This window comes from Myxococcales bacterium, assembly GCA_016706225.1.
Lineage (GTDB): Bacteria > Myxococcota_A > Polyangia > Polyangiales > Polyangiaceae > JADJKB01.
This window is the reverse complement of sequence record JADJKB010000025.1, coordinates 824,710-840,388: the sequence shown is the minus strand read 5'-3', so window position 1 is coordinate 840,388 and position 15,679 is coordinate 824,710. Positions and strand designations below refer to the sequence as shown.

General features: G+C 69.3%; 17 protein-coding genes. 10 read left to right on the top strand and 7 right to left on the bottom strand.

Annotated elements, in window-relative coordinates:
- Nucleotides 1-5 precede the first annotated feature (5 nt).
- Nucleotides 6-314, bottom strand: a complete 309-nt coding sequence (locus IPI67_42245) for a hypothetical protein (GenBank protein MBK7586797.1) — start codon at nucleotides 312-314, stop codon at nucleotides 6-8.
- 511 nt (nucleotides 315-825) lie between these two features.
- Between IPI67_42245 and IPI67_42240 the strand changes: the two genes are divergently transcribed.
- Complete coding sequence (locus IPI67_42240) at nucleotides 826-2,058, top strand: HlyC/CorC family transporter (GenBank protein MBK7586796.1); 1,233 nt, start codon at nucleotides 826-828, stop codon at nucleotides 2,056-2,058.
- A 26-nt stretch (nucleotides 2,059-2,084) separates the two neighbouring features.
- Here IPI67_42240 and IPI67_42235 read toward each other — a convergent pair whose 3' ends face one another.
- A complete protein-coding gene (locus tag IPI67_42235) occupies nucleotides 2,085-3,206 on the bottom strand; it encodes a hypothetical protein (GenBank protein ID MBK7586795.1) in 1,122 nt (373 codons plus the stop codon).
- A 242-nt stretch (nucleotides 3,207-3,448) separates the two neighbouring features.
- On the opposite strand from IPI67_42235, the gene IPI67_42230 reads away from it, so the two are divergent.
- Nucleotides 3,449-4,324 carry an alpha/beta hydrolase gene (locus IPI67_42230; protein ID MBK7586794.1) on the top strand — a complete coding sequence of 292 codons (876 nt, stop codon included), beginning with the start codon at nucleotides 3,449-3,451 and terminating at the stop codon, nucleotides 4,322-4,324.
- Between the two features lie 32 nt (nucleotides 4,325-4,356).
- On the opposite strand, the gene IPI67_42225 is transcribed toward IPI67_42230, so the two are convergent.
- A complete protein-coding gene (locus IPI67_42225; protein ID MBK7586793.1) occupies nucleotides 4,357-4,671 on the bottom strand; it encodes a PilZ domain-containing protein in 315 nt (104 codons plus the stop codon).
- An 89-nt stretch (nucleotides 4,672-4,760) separates the two neighbouring features.
- Here IPI67_42225 and IPI67_42220 point away from each other — a divergent pair, with 89 nt between their 5' ends.
- From IPI67_42220 to rpmB, 7 genes are read left to right on the top strand one after another with little or no spacing between them, the layout of a single operon-like run.
- Nucleotides 4,761-5,336, top strand: coding sequence for an aminodeoxychorismate/anthranilate synthase component II (locus IPI67_42220; protein ID MBK7586792.1), 576 nt, complete (start codon nucleotides 4,761-4,763; stop codon nucleotides 5,334-5,336).
- The gene (trpD, locus tag IPI67_42215) at nucleotides 5,333-6,379 is read left to right on the top strand and encodes an anthranilate phosphoribosyltransferase (GenBank protein ID MBK7586791.1); all 1,047 of its coding nucleotides are present in this window, start codon (nucleotides 5,333-5,335) and stop codon (nucleotides 6,377-6,379) included. The genes IPI67_42220 and trpD overlap by 4 nt, the downstream gene beginning before the upstream one ends.
- Nucleotides 6,369-7,133 (top strand): indole-3-glycerol-phosphate synthase, encoded by a 765-nt coding sequence (locus tag IPI67_42210; protein ID MBK7586790.1) that lies wholly within the window; start codon nucleotides 6,369-6,371, stop codon nucleotides 7,131-7,133. The genes trpD and IPI67_42210 overlap by 11 nt, the downstream gene beginning before the upstream one ends.
- Nucleotides 7,134-7,171: 38 nt before the next feature.
- The gene (locus tag IPI67_42205; protein ID MBK7586789.1) at nucleotides 7,172-8,071 is read left to right on the top strand and encodes a tyrosine recombinase XerD; all 900 of its coding nucleotides are present in this window, start codon (nucleotides 7,172-7,174) and stop codon (nucleotides 8,069-8,071) included.
- Nucleotides 8,068-8,955, top strand: a complete 888-nt coding sequence (locus IPI67_42200) for an N-formylglutamate amidohydrolase (GenBank protein ID MBK7586788.1) — start codon at nucleotides 8,068-8,070, stop codon at nucleotides 8,953-8,955. Before IPI67_42205 ends, IPI67_42200 begins: the two co-directional genes overlap by 4 nt.
- A 15-nt stretch (nucleotides 8,956-8,970) precedes the next feature.
- Nucleotides 8,971-9,897, top strand: a complete 927-nt coding sequence (locus IPI67_42195) for a hypothetical protein (protein MBK7586787.1) — start codon at nucleotides 8,971-8,973, stop codon at nucleotides 9,895-9,897.
- Nucleotides 9,898-9,932: 35 nt separating this feature from the next.
- Nucleotides 9,933-10,160, top strand: coding sequence for a 50S ribosomal protein L28 (rpmB, locus tag IPI67_42190; GenBank protein MBK7586786.1), 228 nt, complete (start codon nucleotides 9,933-9,935; stop codon nucleotides 10,158-10,160).
- Between the two features lie 43 nt (nucleotides 10,161-10,203).
- Here rpmB and IPI67_42185 read toward each other — a convergent pair whose 3' ends face one another.
- The 4 genes from IPI67_42185 to IPI67_42170 all read right to left on the bottom strand — a co-directional run bounded on the left by IPI67_42185 (nucleotide 10,204) and on the right by IPI67_42170 (nucleotide 14,162).
- Entirely contained in the window at nucleotides 10,204-11,175 is a 972-nt protein-coding gene (locus IPI67_42185; protein ID MBK7586785.1) for a hypothetical protein, read from the bottom strand.
- On the bottom strand, nucleotides 11,172-11,939 hold the full coding sequence (locus tag IPI67_42180; GenBank protein MBK7586784.1) for a DUF72 domain-containing protein: 768 nt from the start codon (nucleotides 11,937-11,939) through the stop codon (nucleotides 11,172-11,174). The genes IPI67_42185 and IPI67_42180 overlap by 4 nt, the downstream gene beginning before the upstream one ends.
- 82 nt (nucleotides 11,940-12,021) lie before the next feature.
- The gene (locus IPI67_42175) at nucleotides 12,022-12,909 is read right to left on the bottom strand and encodes a lysophospholipid acyltransferase family protein (GenBank protein MBK7586783.1); all 888 of its coding nucleotides are present in this window, start codon (nucleotides 12,907-12,909) and stop codon (nucleotides 12,022-12,024) included.
- Complete coding sequence (locus IPI67_42170; GenBank protein ID MBK7586782.1) at nucleotides 12,906-14,162, bottom strand: tetratricopeptide repeat protein; 1,257 nt, start codon at nucleotides 14,160-14,162, stop codon at nucleotides 12,906-12,908. The genes IPI67_42175 and IPI67_42170 overlap by 4 nt, the downstream gene beginning before the upstream one ends.
- A gap of 257 nt (nucleotides 14,163-14,419) precedes the next feature.
- On the opposite strand from IPI67_42170, the gene IPI67_42165 reads away from it, so the two are divergent.
- Entirely contained in the window at nucleotides 14,420-15,676 is a 1,257-nt protein-coding gene (locus tag IPI67_42165) for a hypothetical protein (protein ID MBK7586781.1), read from the top strand.
- The last annotated feature ends 3 nt before the right edge of the window (nucleotides 15,677-15,679 follow it).

Here is a 15,679-nt window from a genome sequence, read left to right as displayed (position 1 = left end):
CCGGTTCAGGTGCCGTCGTGAAATACGAACCCCTTCTCGGTCAAGCGACGCCCGATGCGCTCGCTGAACGCGCGAGCCTGGATGGGATCGGCCCCGTCGATCTGGAGCGTCAGCTCGCGCCCCTCGGCATGCACGACCAGGGTCGCCCCCGCCAGCGAGCCCGCACACAGCTCGATGCGGGCGGCACCCCGCCGCCCGTTCCCGCCGAACGACAAACGCTTCACGAGTTGCTCGAGCAAGACCGTGTCCGGGAGCGCCACCCCGGGCCCCTGCCTCGGCGCGGGCGGGGGCTCGACGGCGCGGGCGAAGGGCACGGCCAAGGTCCGAGCCAGCGGGTCCAGCGGCTCGCTCGTGAACGGGAGGCCGCGGGGCTCCGAGCCGTGCTCCTCCAGCAAAGGGCGGAGTGGCGCGCGCACTGGGGGCTCGGACGGCGACGGTGTCTGCGGTGCGCGAAGGGCGGTCTGCGCCGGCGCGGCCCTCGGAATTGCAGGGCTGGCAGGCTTGGGTGGGAGCGGAGGCCCCAGGAGGACATCCCGAAACTGTTGTGCCTTTGTTTTGTGTTTACCGGGGGTTCGTGGCTTTGTGAGCGGTCGACCCTGGGGACGCTCGGCGGCAATGGCTCGTTGCGACACGCGGCCCACTCGGTCCGGTGGCTCGCCGGGTTGCGCACCGCATTGGCCGGACGCTAAGGTTCCCTCTGGAGGGGGTGCCGCGGAGGCGCCCCATGCGTCTCGGTCATTGGACTCACCACCTACCGTCATCGGCCTGTTCCTCGGGGCGGTCCCTGCCGCTGTCGTCTCAGTCTTCGGCGCTGCTAGCGCCGCCATGAGCAGCCTCTCGGGCCCGCGCAAGGCGGCGCTGCGGGAGATGCTCGAGGGCAAGAACCGAGCGGCGCTCGAGCGTTACATCGATCAAGGCCAGCAGATCGAGTCGCGCTGGCTGGTGTTCCGCGTCGTCGGCATCGCGACCAGCGCCGCACTCCTGATTCAGCAGACCGGGTACCTGTTCGGCGCCTGGTCTCCGCTGGTCGCCGCCATGGCGGCCGTGCTCGGCTACGGGCTCCCGTCCGAGGTGCTGAAGGGGGTCGTCCTGCGAGCGCCCGAGCGCACCGGGGTGTGGATGCTGCGGTTCCTCAGGCCACTGGAGCTCCTGGCCGTGCCGCTGGCGGCACCCATGTGGCTGCTCGGCCGCGTCGTCGGCCGGCGCGTGGTCACGGTCGCCCAGACCATCCCTCCCCCGCGGGTGACGGAGACGGAGATGGAGATCCTGGTCAGCGAGGGCGAGAAGGCCGGCGCCATCGATCACGATCAGGCCGAGATGGTGCGCAACGTGCTGGAGTTCGGCGATCTGACCGCGGGCCAGGCGATGATCTCCCGAACCCGGGTCACCGCCTTCGACATCGAGACCGACGCCGAGGAGCTGCTGCGACGGGTCGGCGAGTGTGGGCACTCCCGCTATCCGGTGTACCGCGAGCGCATCGACAACGTCGTCGGCATCCTGCACGCCAAGGATCTCCTGACCCATGCGGCGCAGCACACTCGGCTCGAGACGGTGAACATCGAGGGGATCCTGCGGCGGCCGGTGGCGTTCGTCCCCGAGACGCAAGAAGCCAGCAAGGTGCTCAAGGACATGCGTGCCGGGCGCCACCACATGGCCATCGTCATCGACGAGTTCGGCGGCATGAGCGGCATCGTCACCCTCGAGGATCTGATCGAGGAAATCGTGGGCGACATTCAGGACGAACACGACGTCGACGAACAGAGTGTGGTCGAGCTGGGCGAAGGCCGATTCTCCGTCGACGCGAGCGTGTCCATCGTGGAGCTCAATCGGCTATTGAACGCCGGATTCCCGGAGGACGGTGACTACAACACCGTGGGCGGGCTGTTGCTCGAGCGGCTCGGGCTGGTGCCTGAAGTCGGGAGCAAGATCGAAGAACACGGGTTTGCGTTCCACGTCCGCGAGGCTGACGACCGCCGGGTCATCCGTGTCGAGGTCGAGCGTCTGGCCACCGAGAAGGCCAGCGAGACACCCAAGACTTCGCGCGTCTCGGCTGCCTGACGCGCACGTCGAGGCCGGGAGAAAGCTCAGGGACGACCGACGCCCTTGAGTTTGTCGACGAGCACCTTGCCGATGTCGATCAGGCCGTCTTTTTCCTGGCCGGGCGTCGACTTGTCGCCTCTCAGCACGTCTTCGAGTCCGCGCAGCTCGCGCTGCAAACGCACCGCGAGATCCGACGGACAGACCGTGTTCTGCGTCGAAGGGTTCACCGGAATGATGTACGGCTCACCTTGCTTGGCCTTGGTCGGATCACCGCTCGCGTAACGCTTGAGGGTGAAGGTCTTTCCACCCTGCGCCAGCTTGAAATCTTCGGGCCACTTGTAGGTCTTGTCCTTCTCTTTGGCGACCAGGAAGGGCTCGGGCAGCGGCTGCATGCTCATCCAGGGGCCGCCGGGGCCGGGCTCGATGTACGTGGCCCAACGCACTTTGGGTGTCGTCTGCTGCGCCAGGAAGTCTTCGATGGCCGGCTTGGCGCCGCTGAGCAAGCTGCGGATCTTGTCCTTGCTCTCGTTCGCTTCGTGCGAGCCCGACGCGAAGGTGATCAGCATCGTGACGATGTCGGCCTTGAATCGGCCGACTCCGCGACCCGTGAGGTTCGCACCCTTGAACGGGATGTCGATGGCGCCGAGCTTCTGCACCTCTTCGTCGGGGAACTTGCTCTCCTTGAGCTTTTCCTGCGCTGACTTGAGCACCTCGGCGAGCTCGTCGATCTTGCTCGCCGCGTCGTCGACCTCTTTGGCCAGCTCCTCGGCGCCGGTCACGGCGGCCTCGGCAGATTTGCCGCGCTCGAGGCTGCCACCGAAGGCATAACCGATGAGCCCTCCGATGAGGGCGGTGACGCCGGCGAGCACGACCACCTTCACGCGCCCCTTCTTCTGGTGCGCGATGACCTCCTCGGTCATCTCGATCTTGATCGCCTGCGGCTCAGCGCGGGCCGGGGACTGATCCGCCGAGATGGCCGAGTACGGATTCGACGCGTCGATCTGCGGCCGAGCCGGCTGAGACGGGGACGAGCCGAAAGGCGGCGCTGGAATGCCGCCCTTTCCCATCCCGACGGGGGGCGGGATGGTCGGGCCGCCCGGCGCGCTGACGGTCTTCTTCCCGAGGCGGGACTTGAGATCGATCCTGGGCTTCTTTTCTTCGGCCATTGAGGGTGCTCTGGGGCCTTCCGGATCGCACGAATCGCCCGCGCGGAAGGTCGCCGGCACACTATCCGGCTCGTATCGAGTCGGCAAGATTGAACTTGGAGCCGCGCCCGAGGGGCCGCACGACTCCCCAGGCAGACACACCAGCTGCGCTCCGGCTTTGGGGGGTTTACGGCTGGACCACCGCTCTGCGATATAGCGGGCCCCCACCGCTGCCGTCCCGGAGCTGGCGGCGGAGCCGAGCCATGCCCAACCCCGAGCTTGCCGACAAGACGGTCGTCACGAGCGACGGCGTGACCATCGCCTATCACGACACCGGCGGCTCCGGGCGCCCCCTGGTCTTGGCCAACGGGCTCGGCGGCCCGTTCGGCGCCTGGCAACACCAGATCGACTACCTGTCGGACCGCTACCGGATCGTGTCCTGGGACTACCGAGGGCTGTACGGGTCGAGCCTCCCGCCCGGCGATGCGCCGCGGGTCGACGTCGGCGCCCACGTCGACGATCTGATGTGTGTGCTCGAGGTCACCCAGATCCCCCGCGCCGCGTTCATGGGCTGGAGCATGGGTGTACAGGTCATGCTCGAGCTCTACGAGCGGCACCCGGAGATGGTCTCGCACCTGGTGCTGATCAACGGGACCTTCGGCCGACCGCTCGACACCGTCGGCGTTCCGCTCTCGTCCCGGATCGTTCCCGGCCTGGTCGACCGCGCACATCGCGCCCACGCGCTGGCCTCGACGGTGCTCCGCCGCGCAACCCGCTGGCCCGAGACGGTGATGTGGCTGAAACGCCTCGGCGTGGTCGGCAACACCCTCGACGAGGAGCTCTTCAAGCAGCTCGCGGAGGAGTTCGGTCAGGTCAACCTGGATATCTACTTGAGCATCTTGCGCGCGCTTGGTGAACACGACGCCGCCCACGTGCTCGACTCGATCGCCGTGCCCGCGCTCGTCATCACCGGCGACCGCGACGCCTTCACACCCCGGCAGCTAGCGCAGCAGATGGCCCGCCGCATCCCAGGTGGAGAGCTGTTGATCGTGCGGGGCGCGACCCACTACGCCGCCCTCGAGTATCCGGAGCTGGTGAACCTGCGGATCGAGAAGTTCCTGCGCGAGCACGGCTACTGACGACGCTCCCGCCGTCGAGGCCGCGCGACGTTTCACGCCACCGCGTAGCTCTCGATGAAGCGCTCCAAGCGGTGGCTGTCCTCGGCGCTCGGGTTCACGAACTCGAGCACCTGGCGCCGACCCCGCGCGGAGATGCGGCGGGCCCACAGCCACATCGTGTGGGAGTCGCCCGGCAGCCGGAGCTCGAGGGGAAACGACTCCATGTGGGTCACCGGCTCGTGGAACCCGACCAGCTGCATGCCCCCCGCCGAGATGTCGACGGCGCGACACAGGTGCGGGTAGCCCCCGATGAACTTGTTGAGGAACACGTCCACGGTCTTGCGGGGAAAACGCCTGCGGTCGTCCATGCATCGAATGGTACCGGGCCCGCGTCGAACACCCGAAATTAGCTGCGGTCCGGTTTGACCCGGCGCGGGAGGGATGACACCTTCCGCGCGTGCCCAAGCGGGTCCTCGTCGTCGATAACTACGACTCGTTCACCTACAATCTGGTGCAATACCTGGAGACGCTCGGCGCGAGCTGCGACGTGCGCTTGAACGACCGGACCGACGTCGAAGACGTGCTCGGCGCGGAGCCCGCGGGCCTCTTGCTCTCACCCGGACCGGGCACGCCGGACGACGCCGGCGTGACGCTCGCGCTGATCAAAGCCGCGGCTGGCAAGCTGCCGATCTTGGGAGTTTGTCTGGGGCACCAGAGCATCACCCAGGCATATGGCGGTCGGATCGTCCGGGCGGACCGCCTGATGCACGGCAAGACCTCACCCATCGAGCACGACGGCCGCACGCTGTTCCGCGGCCTGCCCTCCCCCTTCAGCGCCACGCGTTACCACTCGCTGCTCGCCGAGGCGGACTCCTTTCCGGCCTGCCTCGAGATCAGCGCCCGCACGGACGAAGGGGAAATCATGGCGCTCCGGCACCGCGAGCTGCCCATCGAGGGGGTGCAGTTTCATCCGGAGTCGATCTTGACCGAGCACGGCATGGCGCTGCTCGAGAACTGGCTCGGATCGCTGTGACGACAGGGCCCAACTTCCCCGAGGTGTTCGCGGAGCTGACCCGAAACGGTCGCTTGTCCGGCGAGACCGTGCGGCGCGTCTTCGACGCGATCTTGAGCGGCGAGTGGACCGCCGTGCAGGTCGCCGGGTTCGCCGTCTCGCTGCGCCTTTCCGGCGAGACGGCCGAGCTGATCGAGGCGGCGGCCCGCTCGCTGCGCGACGCCATGCTCAGCGTCGATCACGCGTTGCCGCGGGTGCTCGACACCTGCGGCACCGGCGGCGATGCCAGTGGCACCCTCAATCTCTCGACGGCCGCCGCCATCGTCGTCGCTGCTGCCGGGGTGCCCGTTGCAAAACATGGCAACCGCGCCGTCTCGAGCCGGGCCGGCAGCGCCGACGTGCTCGAGGCCCTGGGCATCCCGACGGATCTGCCCGCCGGTGCCGGAGCCACGCTGCTCGACGAGGTCGGGATCGCGTTCTTGATGGCGCCGACCCACCACCCCGCGATGCGACACGGCGGCGTCGCCCGGCGCGAGCTGGGGATCCGCACGATCTTCAACTGCCTCGGGCCGCTGGCGAATCCCGCGCGCGCCACCCACCAGCTGCTCGGCGCGTACGACGATGCGCTGCGGCCGGTGCTCGCCTCGACGCTCGGGAGCCTGGGCGTCGTGCGGGCGTGGGTCGTGACCGGTGAGGATGGCCTCGACGAAGTGAGCCCGTTCGGGACCACACGCGTCAGCGTGCTCGACGGCGGTCGGGTGACGGAAGCGCGCGTCCACCCGCGAGACTTCGGGCTCGAGCCGAGCGCACCGGGGGCGATCGCCGGCGGCGACGCGGCCGAGAACGCGCGCGCCATCGCCAGCATGCTGGCCGGCGAGCCGCACCCGGCGGTCGACGCGCTGGTGTTGAACGCGGCGGCCGCGCTGGTCGTCGCGGAGCAAATCTCACCGCTCAGCGCCGCGGCGCGCGCGCGAGAGACGCTGCTCAGCGGCCGCGCCAAGGACCTGTTCGAGCGCTGGCGCGCCGCGGCGAAGAGGCTCCAGAGCGAGGCCCATGCTGGCTGAGATCCTGAGCCACAAACGCCTCGAGATCGCCGAGCTTGCCCCGCCTGCGCCGCGCTCGAGCGTGTTCAGTCCGCGCCCACTCGGCCTCGCGCGTGGCCCAGGTGAACCCTTGCGCATCATCGCGGAGATCAAGCGCCGCTCCCCCAGCGCCGGCCCGCTCTCGACGCGACTGTCGGTCTCCGCTCGAGCTCGATGTTACGCCGCGGCGGGCGCAGACATGCTCAGTGTGTTGACCGACACCCGATACTTCGACGGCGCGTTCGCCCATCTATCCGAGGCGCGAGCCGCCACGGCGCTGCCCATCCTGTGCAAAGACTTCATCCTGTCGGAGCTTCAGCTCGACCACGCTCTGGCCCACGGCGCCGACGCGGTGCTCTTGATCGTGCGCTGCCTCCGGGACCGGGAGCTCTCGGACCTGGCAAGCGCCGCGCGCGCTCGTGGGCTTTCGGCGTTGGTCGAGGTCACGACGGAGGACGAGGCTCGCCGCGCACTCGAGCTCGGCGCCGAGCTGATCGGCGTCAACGCCCGCGATCTGGACACTCTCGAGCTGGATCCCGCGCGAGCCGAGCGCGTGCTCGGGGCGCTCCCCACCAGCGTCACCCGCGTCCACCTGTCCGGAATCTCGACTCCCGCGGACGTGCAGCGCGCCGCATCCCGGAACCTCGACGCGATCCTGGTGGGCGAGGCGCTGATGCGCCTCGACGATCCGGGGCCGCTGCTCTCGAAGCTGGCCAGCGCCGCGCGGGCGGGCTGATTTTTCGACAAACCAGCGCACTTCGCTAAGATCCGCTGGTGCGCGTCGACGCGGCCATCGATCTCTACCTCGCGCACCTGCGCGTCGAGCGCGCCCTCGCCCCGAACACCGTGGCGGGCTACGCGCGGGACCTCGCCAAGCTCTCGAGCTTCCTCGAGGACGACGGCGTCACCGATCCGAGGGAGCTCGATCTCGCGCGCGTGAGCGCCTGGCAATCGTCACTGGCGAAAGCCGCGCTCGGACCGCGCAGCGCAGCGCGCCATCTGTCATCCGTGCGTGGCCTGGTGCGCTTCCTGGTTCGCGAAGGGGTGTTGCCCGCGGATCCCACCTCCCTCGCCGCCCGCCCGCGCTTCGGCCGCCGGCTCCCGCGCACGCTGGGCGAGCGAGAGATGCAGCGCCTGATCGACACACCGAGCACCAAGACCGAGCGCGGGCTGCGCGACCGCGCCATGTTGAGTGTCGCGTACGCGGCAGGGCTGCGCGTCAGTGAGCTGTGCGGGCTGACGCTGGGGGACCTGGACCTGTCGCGGGGCATCGTCGCCGCCCTCGGCAAGGGCGGCAAACGCCGGCTGGTCCCCCTGGGCGAGGTCACGCTCGACCACCTGGCCGAGTACCTCACCCGGCGTCGTGCCAAGGCAGAGCCTGCCGCCGGGGAGACCAGCGCAGTGCTCTTCCCCGGGCCGAGCGGGCGCCCGCTGACCCGGCAGGCGTTCTGGAAGATCGTGCGGCGCTACGCCGGGGCGGCCGGGATCAGCGCGAAAGCCTACCCGCACCAGTTGCGCCACTCCTTTGCCACTCACCTGCTGACCGGCGGCGCCGATCTGCGCAGCGTCCAGACGCTGCTCGGTCACAGCGACGTGTCGACGACGGAGATCTACACCCACGTGACGCAAGATCACGTGAAGCGGGCTCACCAAAAAGCCCACCCGCGGGGATGACGGCCGACGCGCCAGCCGCGGGGCAGGATCATTCGCCGTTCCCCGGCGATTGGGGTAGATCGGGGTCCGTGTACTTCTCGGTGAAGGAGCCGACCGGGCCCGAGACGCCGGTCGTGGTCGAGGTACCCCACGCGGGGTTGTTCATCGACCCCATGTCACTCGCCACCCTGGTCGCGCCGGCCCGGGCCATCGGGCAAGACGCGGATCTGTTCGTCGACGAGCTGTATGCGGACGCTCCGAGCGAGGGCGCCACGCTGCTGGTGTCGAAGGTCAGCCGCTACGTCTGCGACCTCAACCGCGCTGACAACGACGTGGACGCGCTGACCATCGAGGGCGCCGCCGGCCGCTCTTCACCGCACGGCCTGGTCTGGCGCGCGACGACCGAGAACACCCCGGCGCTCAGCGGCCCGCTGTCGCGCGCCGAGCTCGAGCGGCGGCTGCGCGACATTTATCGCCCCTATCACGGGACCTTGACCCGCTTGCTCGAGCTCAAGCGCGAGCGGTTCGGTTTTGCGATCCTGCTCTGCGGGCACTCGATGCCCTCTCGGGGACGCGCCGGGAACTCCGATCCGGGTCGCCCTCGCGCCGACGTCGTGCCTGGCAGCCGCGGAAGGACCTCGGCCGCCGAGGAGGTCATCGCGGTCCCGGACGAGCTGGCGCGGCAGCGCGGGTGGAGCGTCGCGCACGATGACCCCTACCGGGGCGGTTTCAGCACGGCGCACTATGGCAGGCCCCGCTCCGGCATCCACGCGGTGCAAGTGGAGTTGACCCGAAAGCTCTACATGCACGAGTCGACTCTCGAGAAAAAAGCCAATGATTTCGAAGCTACGCGTGCTTATTGCCGTGCCGTGGTGGCGCGCCTCGGCGGCGTGGCGCTAGCATGAGGCACGTCTGACGCGATGCCAGAACCCAACACCGCGCCGGTGCAACGCGGACCGACGTCGGGGATCCACCGGGCGGTCAGCGAGCCGAAACCGCCGCTGCTCGCCTCCGAGGCGATGCGGGAGGAGCTTGCGCCGCTGCAGCCCGCCAGCACCTCGTGCCGCCTCTGGCTGATCCTGGTCGCTGCAGCGCTGACAACGCTCGGCCTGGCGATGCGCTTCGGGATCGGCGTGCCGGCCGCAAGAATCGAGGGGGCAACCATCGCTTTCTCGGCCGCAGGGGCCCTGGTCGCCGTGGCCGCCCTGCCCTTCCCCTATGCGCTCCGCGCCGCGGTCGCGCTGCTGGTTGGCCTGGTGTTGATGCTGCTCGGCTTGCAGAGCGGAGGCCCGCTGGGTGGCCTGACGGTCGATGGCAGCCTTGGGCGCGGGCTCGCCCGGCTCATCACGCTGACCACGCTGCCGGCCGCGCTGATGTTTCGTGCGCGCTACACGGCCTATCGCAGAGCGCGCGTGGTCTTGGCCGTGGCCCTGGCGCTCGCGCTGCCCTTCGTGGGGTCCGAGATCCTGCTGGTCATCGACTCGACGGCCTCGACCATCGCCCGGGCAGGCGCGCTCTCGAGCGTCGTCTTCGTGCTCTTGTCCCTGTTTGGGTTCATGGGCCAGGGCACGACGGGCTGGGGCGCCCTCTGGGCGGTCCTGGTGCTTGGGGGCGTGCCGCTCGAGGTCGCGCTCAGACATTTCACCCTCGCGGACGCGGCCACCGGACAGCTGACCTACCCCGCGACGGCGGTAGGATTGGCCTGCGCGGCCACGGTCTCGAGCCTCGGGCTTTTCCAGCTTCTGGCGACCTTTTGGGCGCCCGAGGCGCGACGGCTCTCGCTGATTGGCGCGCGGGTCGGCCCGGACTCTGGGCCGGGCAAGCTCCCCGGAAGCGGAACCGCTTGAACGAGCCGGCGGGCTGAGCTAGATACGCGCCCCCCATGGCCCGAAGTGAAATTACCGGCAAGCGCCGGCTGCGCGCCAGAAATGTCTCGCACTCGAACATCAAGACCCCGCGCTGGCAGCAGGTGAATGTTCAGAAGCGTCGGCTGTTCATCCCCGAGTTGGGCCGCTACGTGACGCTGAAGCTGACGACGAAGGATCTGAGAACGATCGACAAGATCGGTCTCATGGCCTACGCGAAGAAGCTCAACGCCAAGGCGTCCTGAGCCGCAGCGGGAGCGCCCGTTCGCGCGCCGACAGGACGTGGCTCTAGCCGCCGGCGACGACGTCCACTTCGCCCGTTGCGAGATGGCATCTGAGGCGCAGCGTCGCCGCTTCGAAGTCCCCTGCGCCCAGGCTCAAGGCGCCGGGGGCCGACACGATTTCGGTGGCGACGCCCGACGCGTCGGTCAAGAGGGCGAGCGGCGCCGGGGCGTCGATGCGTGCGCCGGGGGCAACGCGGGGTACACCCCGCATCACCGGCACGGCTGCCAGTGGCGCCTCGAGGTCGAGCTCGTCGATGGTGAACCCCGACACCAAGCGCCGGTAACAGACCGCGGCGAACACCCTTCGCACGTCGACGGCGCAGATGGCGCAGCCAGAGCCTAGCTCGCCGACGTCCATGCCCTTTGCGGCGGACGCCCACGGCACCTCGAACCAACGTTGGCCGGCCTCCGTGCGGACCACCGCATCCGTGTCGACCTCGGGCACCGCCGCGAAATCGGCCGGCGAGAGCAGCCCACCCTGGCTGGGTCCGGCGACGCGCAACATCGCCCGCACGAAGCTGCTGTCGTTGAAGGCGCCCGCCCCGGCGCTCCGCACCAGCTTGAGCACTCCGGCGCGCCCGTCCGCGCCGCCCCGTTCGGCGCGCGAGATGCCCAGCTTCACCAGGGACGCCAGGCTGCGTTCACCGTCCGACGCGAGCGCGACCGCAGCCGCAGTGATGGCCGTCGGAACCGCCACGCGCGCCGCGTCGGGAACCTCGCCGCTCGGCAGCGTGCCGCGCGGGCGCTTCGCCCCCTGCCCCGGCTGCCGCATGCGCCCGTCGAAGGCCCGCGCGCCCACTCCGACACCGCCCACCAGGATCGAGACCGGTCCGAGCAACACTCCTGCGTGAGCGCCCGCCGCCGCGAAAAAACCGGCCAGCACCGCCCCGACCGCGGAGCCTCCCACCGCCAGCTGCTCTCGCGCCGCCTCGGCGGCGACCGGATCGTTGGAGATGGCAGCCCCTCGCCGCTTCATCCTTCGTCCTCCTCCGCAGCGTCGTCGTCCGGAGCCCCGTCGTCGTCCGAGCCGTCGGCTCGTGCTTCGTCGTCGTCGTCCTCGTCGTCGTCGTCGTCGTCTTCATCGTCGTCGGACGCACTCTCCTCGAGCACCTCGCCGATCGTCCTTCGCAGCGTCGCCGCAGCCCGCGCCGCCCCGTCGCCTTCGATCAACACACACGCGGTCTCTGCTCCCAGCACGGCAGCGGCGGTGCGCTCGATGGCGTCGACCGACACTCCACTGCGGCCCAGGGCGCGCAGACGCGTGTACAGCGTCGGCCCCTCGGGCGGAGTCTCACGACTCACGTCGCGCACCAGCACGGCGCCCAGATCGTCCGCCGTCGCCGCGGCGTCTTCGTCCTGCCACAGCCCGCGCGGTTCCCAGGCCAGCGGGCGCGACTTCGGGATGCGCTCCACCAGCTCCGCCAAACGCCGCTTCGTGCGCGCGCTCGGCATCACCTGCGGAGCGGTCTGCAGCAACAGAAAGCCGGCCCCGAGCACGTCGGCCACTTCGAGCGCATAGGCGAGCGCCTGCTCGGCCTCGTCGCCCCACTCGAGGGTGGCCACGACCCGCGGCAGCCGCACGCTGAAGAGAAACTGCGGGTTCACCGCGCGCTTCATTTCGCCCAGGCGTGCCATGCGCGGCAACCGGCCCTTCTCGGCGGCGATCTCCAGCAGGTCGAAGTGGCGCGCATACGAGCCGATGTTGCCGCGAAGCGACTCTGTCCCGACGTGAAGCAGCATGGGGACCTCTTATTGCCAAACTCGCGCTCCGAGCGCCACTCCCCAATCCACCTCCGCGCACGATCGTCACAATGGCCGAGGCTCAGGCCCCAAAGTCGAACCATTGGGTCGGGCACGCCCGGACCGAACGCTCGAGCGCCCGCACGGCCTGCTCCGCCGCACGACGCAGAGCCTCCGCCGAAGGTCGCTCGGGAAGGCGCAGCGCGGGCCCCGGATTGAGCTCGTACTCGAGAAACCCGGACCGCCGGACCCACAGCGGCACGAGGGGGACACGCGCGATGCCAGCCAGCGCGAACGGCCCCTCCGGCACCGCCAGCACTCGATCGAAGAAGGGGACCCGGATCGCGCGCCCGCCCTCCGGCACTCGATCGAGCTGCACGGCGACGATCCCGCCGTCCCGCAGGTGGTGCAGGAGCGGCAACCCATCGAGCGGGTGCCCACCCACGTGCACCACCCGCACGCCGGACTCCGCGCGCACCGCATCGTGGAGCTCTCGCGCCGCCGCGTCCGCTTCGGGCTGCATCACCACGAGCACCGGGCGGCCGAAGTCCCGAGCCAGGAGCGCCGCGGCGCGATCCCACGCACCGAAGTGAGCGGTGGCCACGATCAGCCCACTGCCCGAGGCCAAGAGCGGCGCGAGCCCAGGACCTCGGAGCCGCCGCGAGGCTCGGTCCGCATCACCCCGCGCGCCGCCCAGTGCTTCGGCGAAACAACTCGCGTAGCTGACGAAGGTCCGCGCGACGTCGAGCTGCTCTTCGATGGCGCCGCGGCGCCCGAGCACGCTGCGCAAATTGCCCCGGACGCGTCGCCGCTTTTCGGGCAGCGCCAGCGCGAAGGCCAGACCAAACAGCGGCGGGCTCCAGTGCAGCCAGAAATCGGGACCATGGCGCGCGCCCGCGTGGGCAAGACGCCGCCAAAATGCGCTGCCGGGCGCGAGCCCCTTCGGGGGACGCGCGCCCGAACCCGTCACTTGATGGCCGCGAGCTTCTGCTTGACGCTGGCCTTGTCGATCGTGCCGGCGCTGGCGGTCATCGCCTTTTTGTAGGCGGCCTTCGCCGCAGACTTGTCTTTGTTCGCCAGCGCAATGTCACCGAGCAGCACCCAGCCGGGAGCGAAGTCCGCGAACGACTGCGTCACGCGATCCGCAAACGCCCGGGCGGTGGTCGGCCGGTTCTGCGCCAGGCAGGCCTTCGCAGCGTGCATCAGCGGCTGAGGGTTGCTGCGCGAGTAGCTCGCGGCCTTCTCGAAGGCCTCGATCGCGAGATCGATGTCACCCTTGCCCGCAATGGCATCGGCCTCGGCCAGCTTGGCCATGGCGTGATTGCTGACCAGCTTGAGGGCGGTGGCAGCCACCTTCAGCGCCTCGTCGAAGCTGCCCTTGGCAATCAGCGCACCGGCCAACCCCGCCTGCCAATCCGCGACCTTGGCGTTGATGCCAATCGCCGCGCGATAGGCCGCCTCGGCGTCCGCAACCTTGCCGAGCTCCAGCATCACCTCACCCAGGCGAGCCTGCGCGGCGCCATACTTGGGGCGGATCGCCAGCGCTTTTTTCAGGAGGTCGGCAGCCTCGGAGCCCGCCGGCAGCGCCTCGGCCAAACCGAGCAGAGGCTCCGGCTCGTCCTGCGCGCCCGCGTGAGCCTTGCGTAGCTCGGCGACGGCCTCGGAGGCCTTCCCCATGCCGAGCAGCAGCTCCGCGAAATACAGATGCGCCTCGAAGCGCCCCGCGTCGCTGCTGATGGCAGCCCGAAACGCGGCGTCGGATTCAGCGTTCTTCCCCAGCATGCGCAGGGCACGCCCCTTCGCCACCAGCGCCTCGTACGCGCTCGAGCTCGACGCGATGGCAGCCTCTGCCGCAGGCAGCGCGAGCGAAGCGCGCTTCCAGAGCAGGTGCGCCTCGGCCACGCACGAGCTCGACTTCACCGCGTCGAAGGCCTTGATGCCCTGGCACTCCCTGAGTGCGTCCTTCTGCTTGCTCGCTGCGATCAGCGCCCGCGCAGCCTCGTAGCGCAAGGAAACCGAGAGCTCGCCCTTGGCGCGCAGCGCCCCGCCGCGCAACACTCGAACGGCATCGTCGAACTCTCCCGCGCGGCGCAGCGAACGCCCGAGCTCCAGGGCGGCCGCCGGATCTTTGGGCGGCTTTTTCGCCTGAGCCTTCAGATCGTCCGCAGCCGCGGCGCCCGTCGTCAACACGACCGCCAAGATACCCAGCCAGATCCCCCTCATGTTGCCGTTTCCCTTCATGCTCACCCGACACTCTGCCCGTCTGCCGGCGCCGCCCGGCCCGGTTTGGGGGCGAATCTGCCACCAATCCTGGCAGCGCTCCAGGGCCGACGCTGAAGATTGACCCGGGTACGCCCCAAATTGCATGCGGTGGCGGGCATTTTTCGCTACGTTTCAGGCGACCGCAGCTCCGTCTGACGAGGGGGACGCGGGTTTCTTCATGCGGGCGGCGGCTCCGTCCGCCCCCAAAGAGGTGGTCCATGCAGAGTGTCACTCGCTTTTTGACGAAATCCGCCCTGTGTCTGCTCGCAACCCTGTCGGTCGGCTGCTCCGACGACAAGAACCCCGCTCCGAGCGGCACCGGGGGCGGCGGGAACTCCGACTTCACCAACAACGGCGAAGGCGTCTGCAAGGGCTCGACTCGCCCGGCGAACGACGACTTCTGCCAGAGCACCTGCCAGGGTGACGCCATCTGCGGGCGTCCCATCGACAGCTGCTGCGTGATGGTCGGCACCCCCGGCAACTCCGCGGCGAGCAAATACCTGGTTCGCACGACGGACACCGTCGAGTACTCCGATCCCAACGGTGCGCCTCCGAACCTGAAGTGTTTCGATCCGGACAGCTACCCGGCGAAGCCCGCCACCAGCAGCGCCAAGGCGAAGCTGGTCGGCGAGTTGCGGCCGTTCGCCAATGGCGGGTGCGGTGAGTTCGACCTGGTGAACACCCAAGGGGCCGCGTGGTGCGCCGAAGGCGCCAACTGCCCCGCCACCAGCGCGCACGGTGGCGTCATCATCGAGATCTACACGGTCAAGCGCACCGGAAATCCAGCCACGGACGGCGCGCTCGATCAGCTGATCGGCAAGCCCGTCGAGGTGACCGACAAGATGCCGCGGGTCGATACGCCGGTGAAGGACTCCTGCAGCGACAAGGTGCGCTTCGATCGCGCGTACGAGTACCCCGATCTGCCGATGAACACCGAGTTGATGATCAAGACCTACGGGCCTGGCTGGTCGCCGCTCTACACCTACAACCTCTACATTCACGACGGCGACCCGGACTACGACGCGTCGGCGGGGACCTACACCCACAAGATCCGCGCCCTGGCGGAGGACGATTTCGGCACCATTCCGACCGTCGCCATCGGCAAGACCATCACCGATGGCAACGGCGCGATCGGCGGCGAGGCCCACGACTGCGACAACGTGCGGTTGCAGTTCGCGCGCGTCGACATCTCCCAGGAGCGGCTCGCGCTCGAGTACTTCAACGACAGCGAGGACGATCCGCTGCCGGACGGAAGTCGGCGAGAAGTTGGCACCGGTCGCACCGGCCTCTACACGGCCCTCGACATCAAGGTGGGCGGTGCCGACGGCTCGTACACCCGGGTCGCGGGCACGGGACTCGTTCCCGACGGCGACAAACCCAAGCTGGTTTCGTTGGGCTACTTCGACGTGCGAGTGTTTCCCAACAGCGTGACCAGCGTCACGCTGCGCGGACTTCGCCCGTTCCAGGTTCCCTGAGCG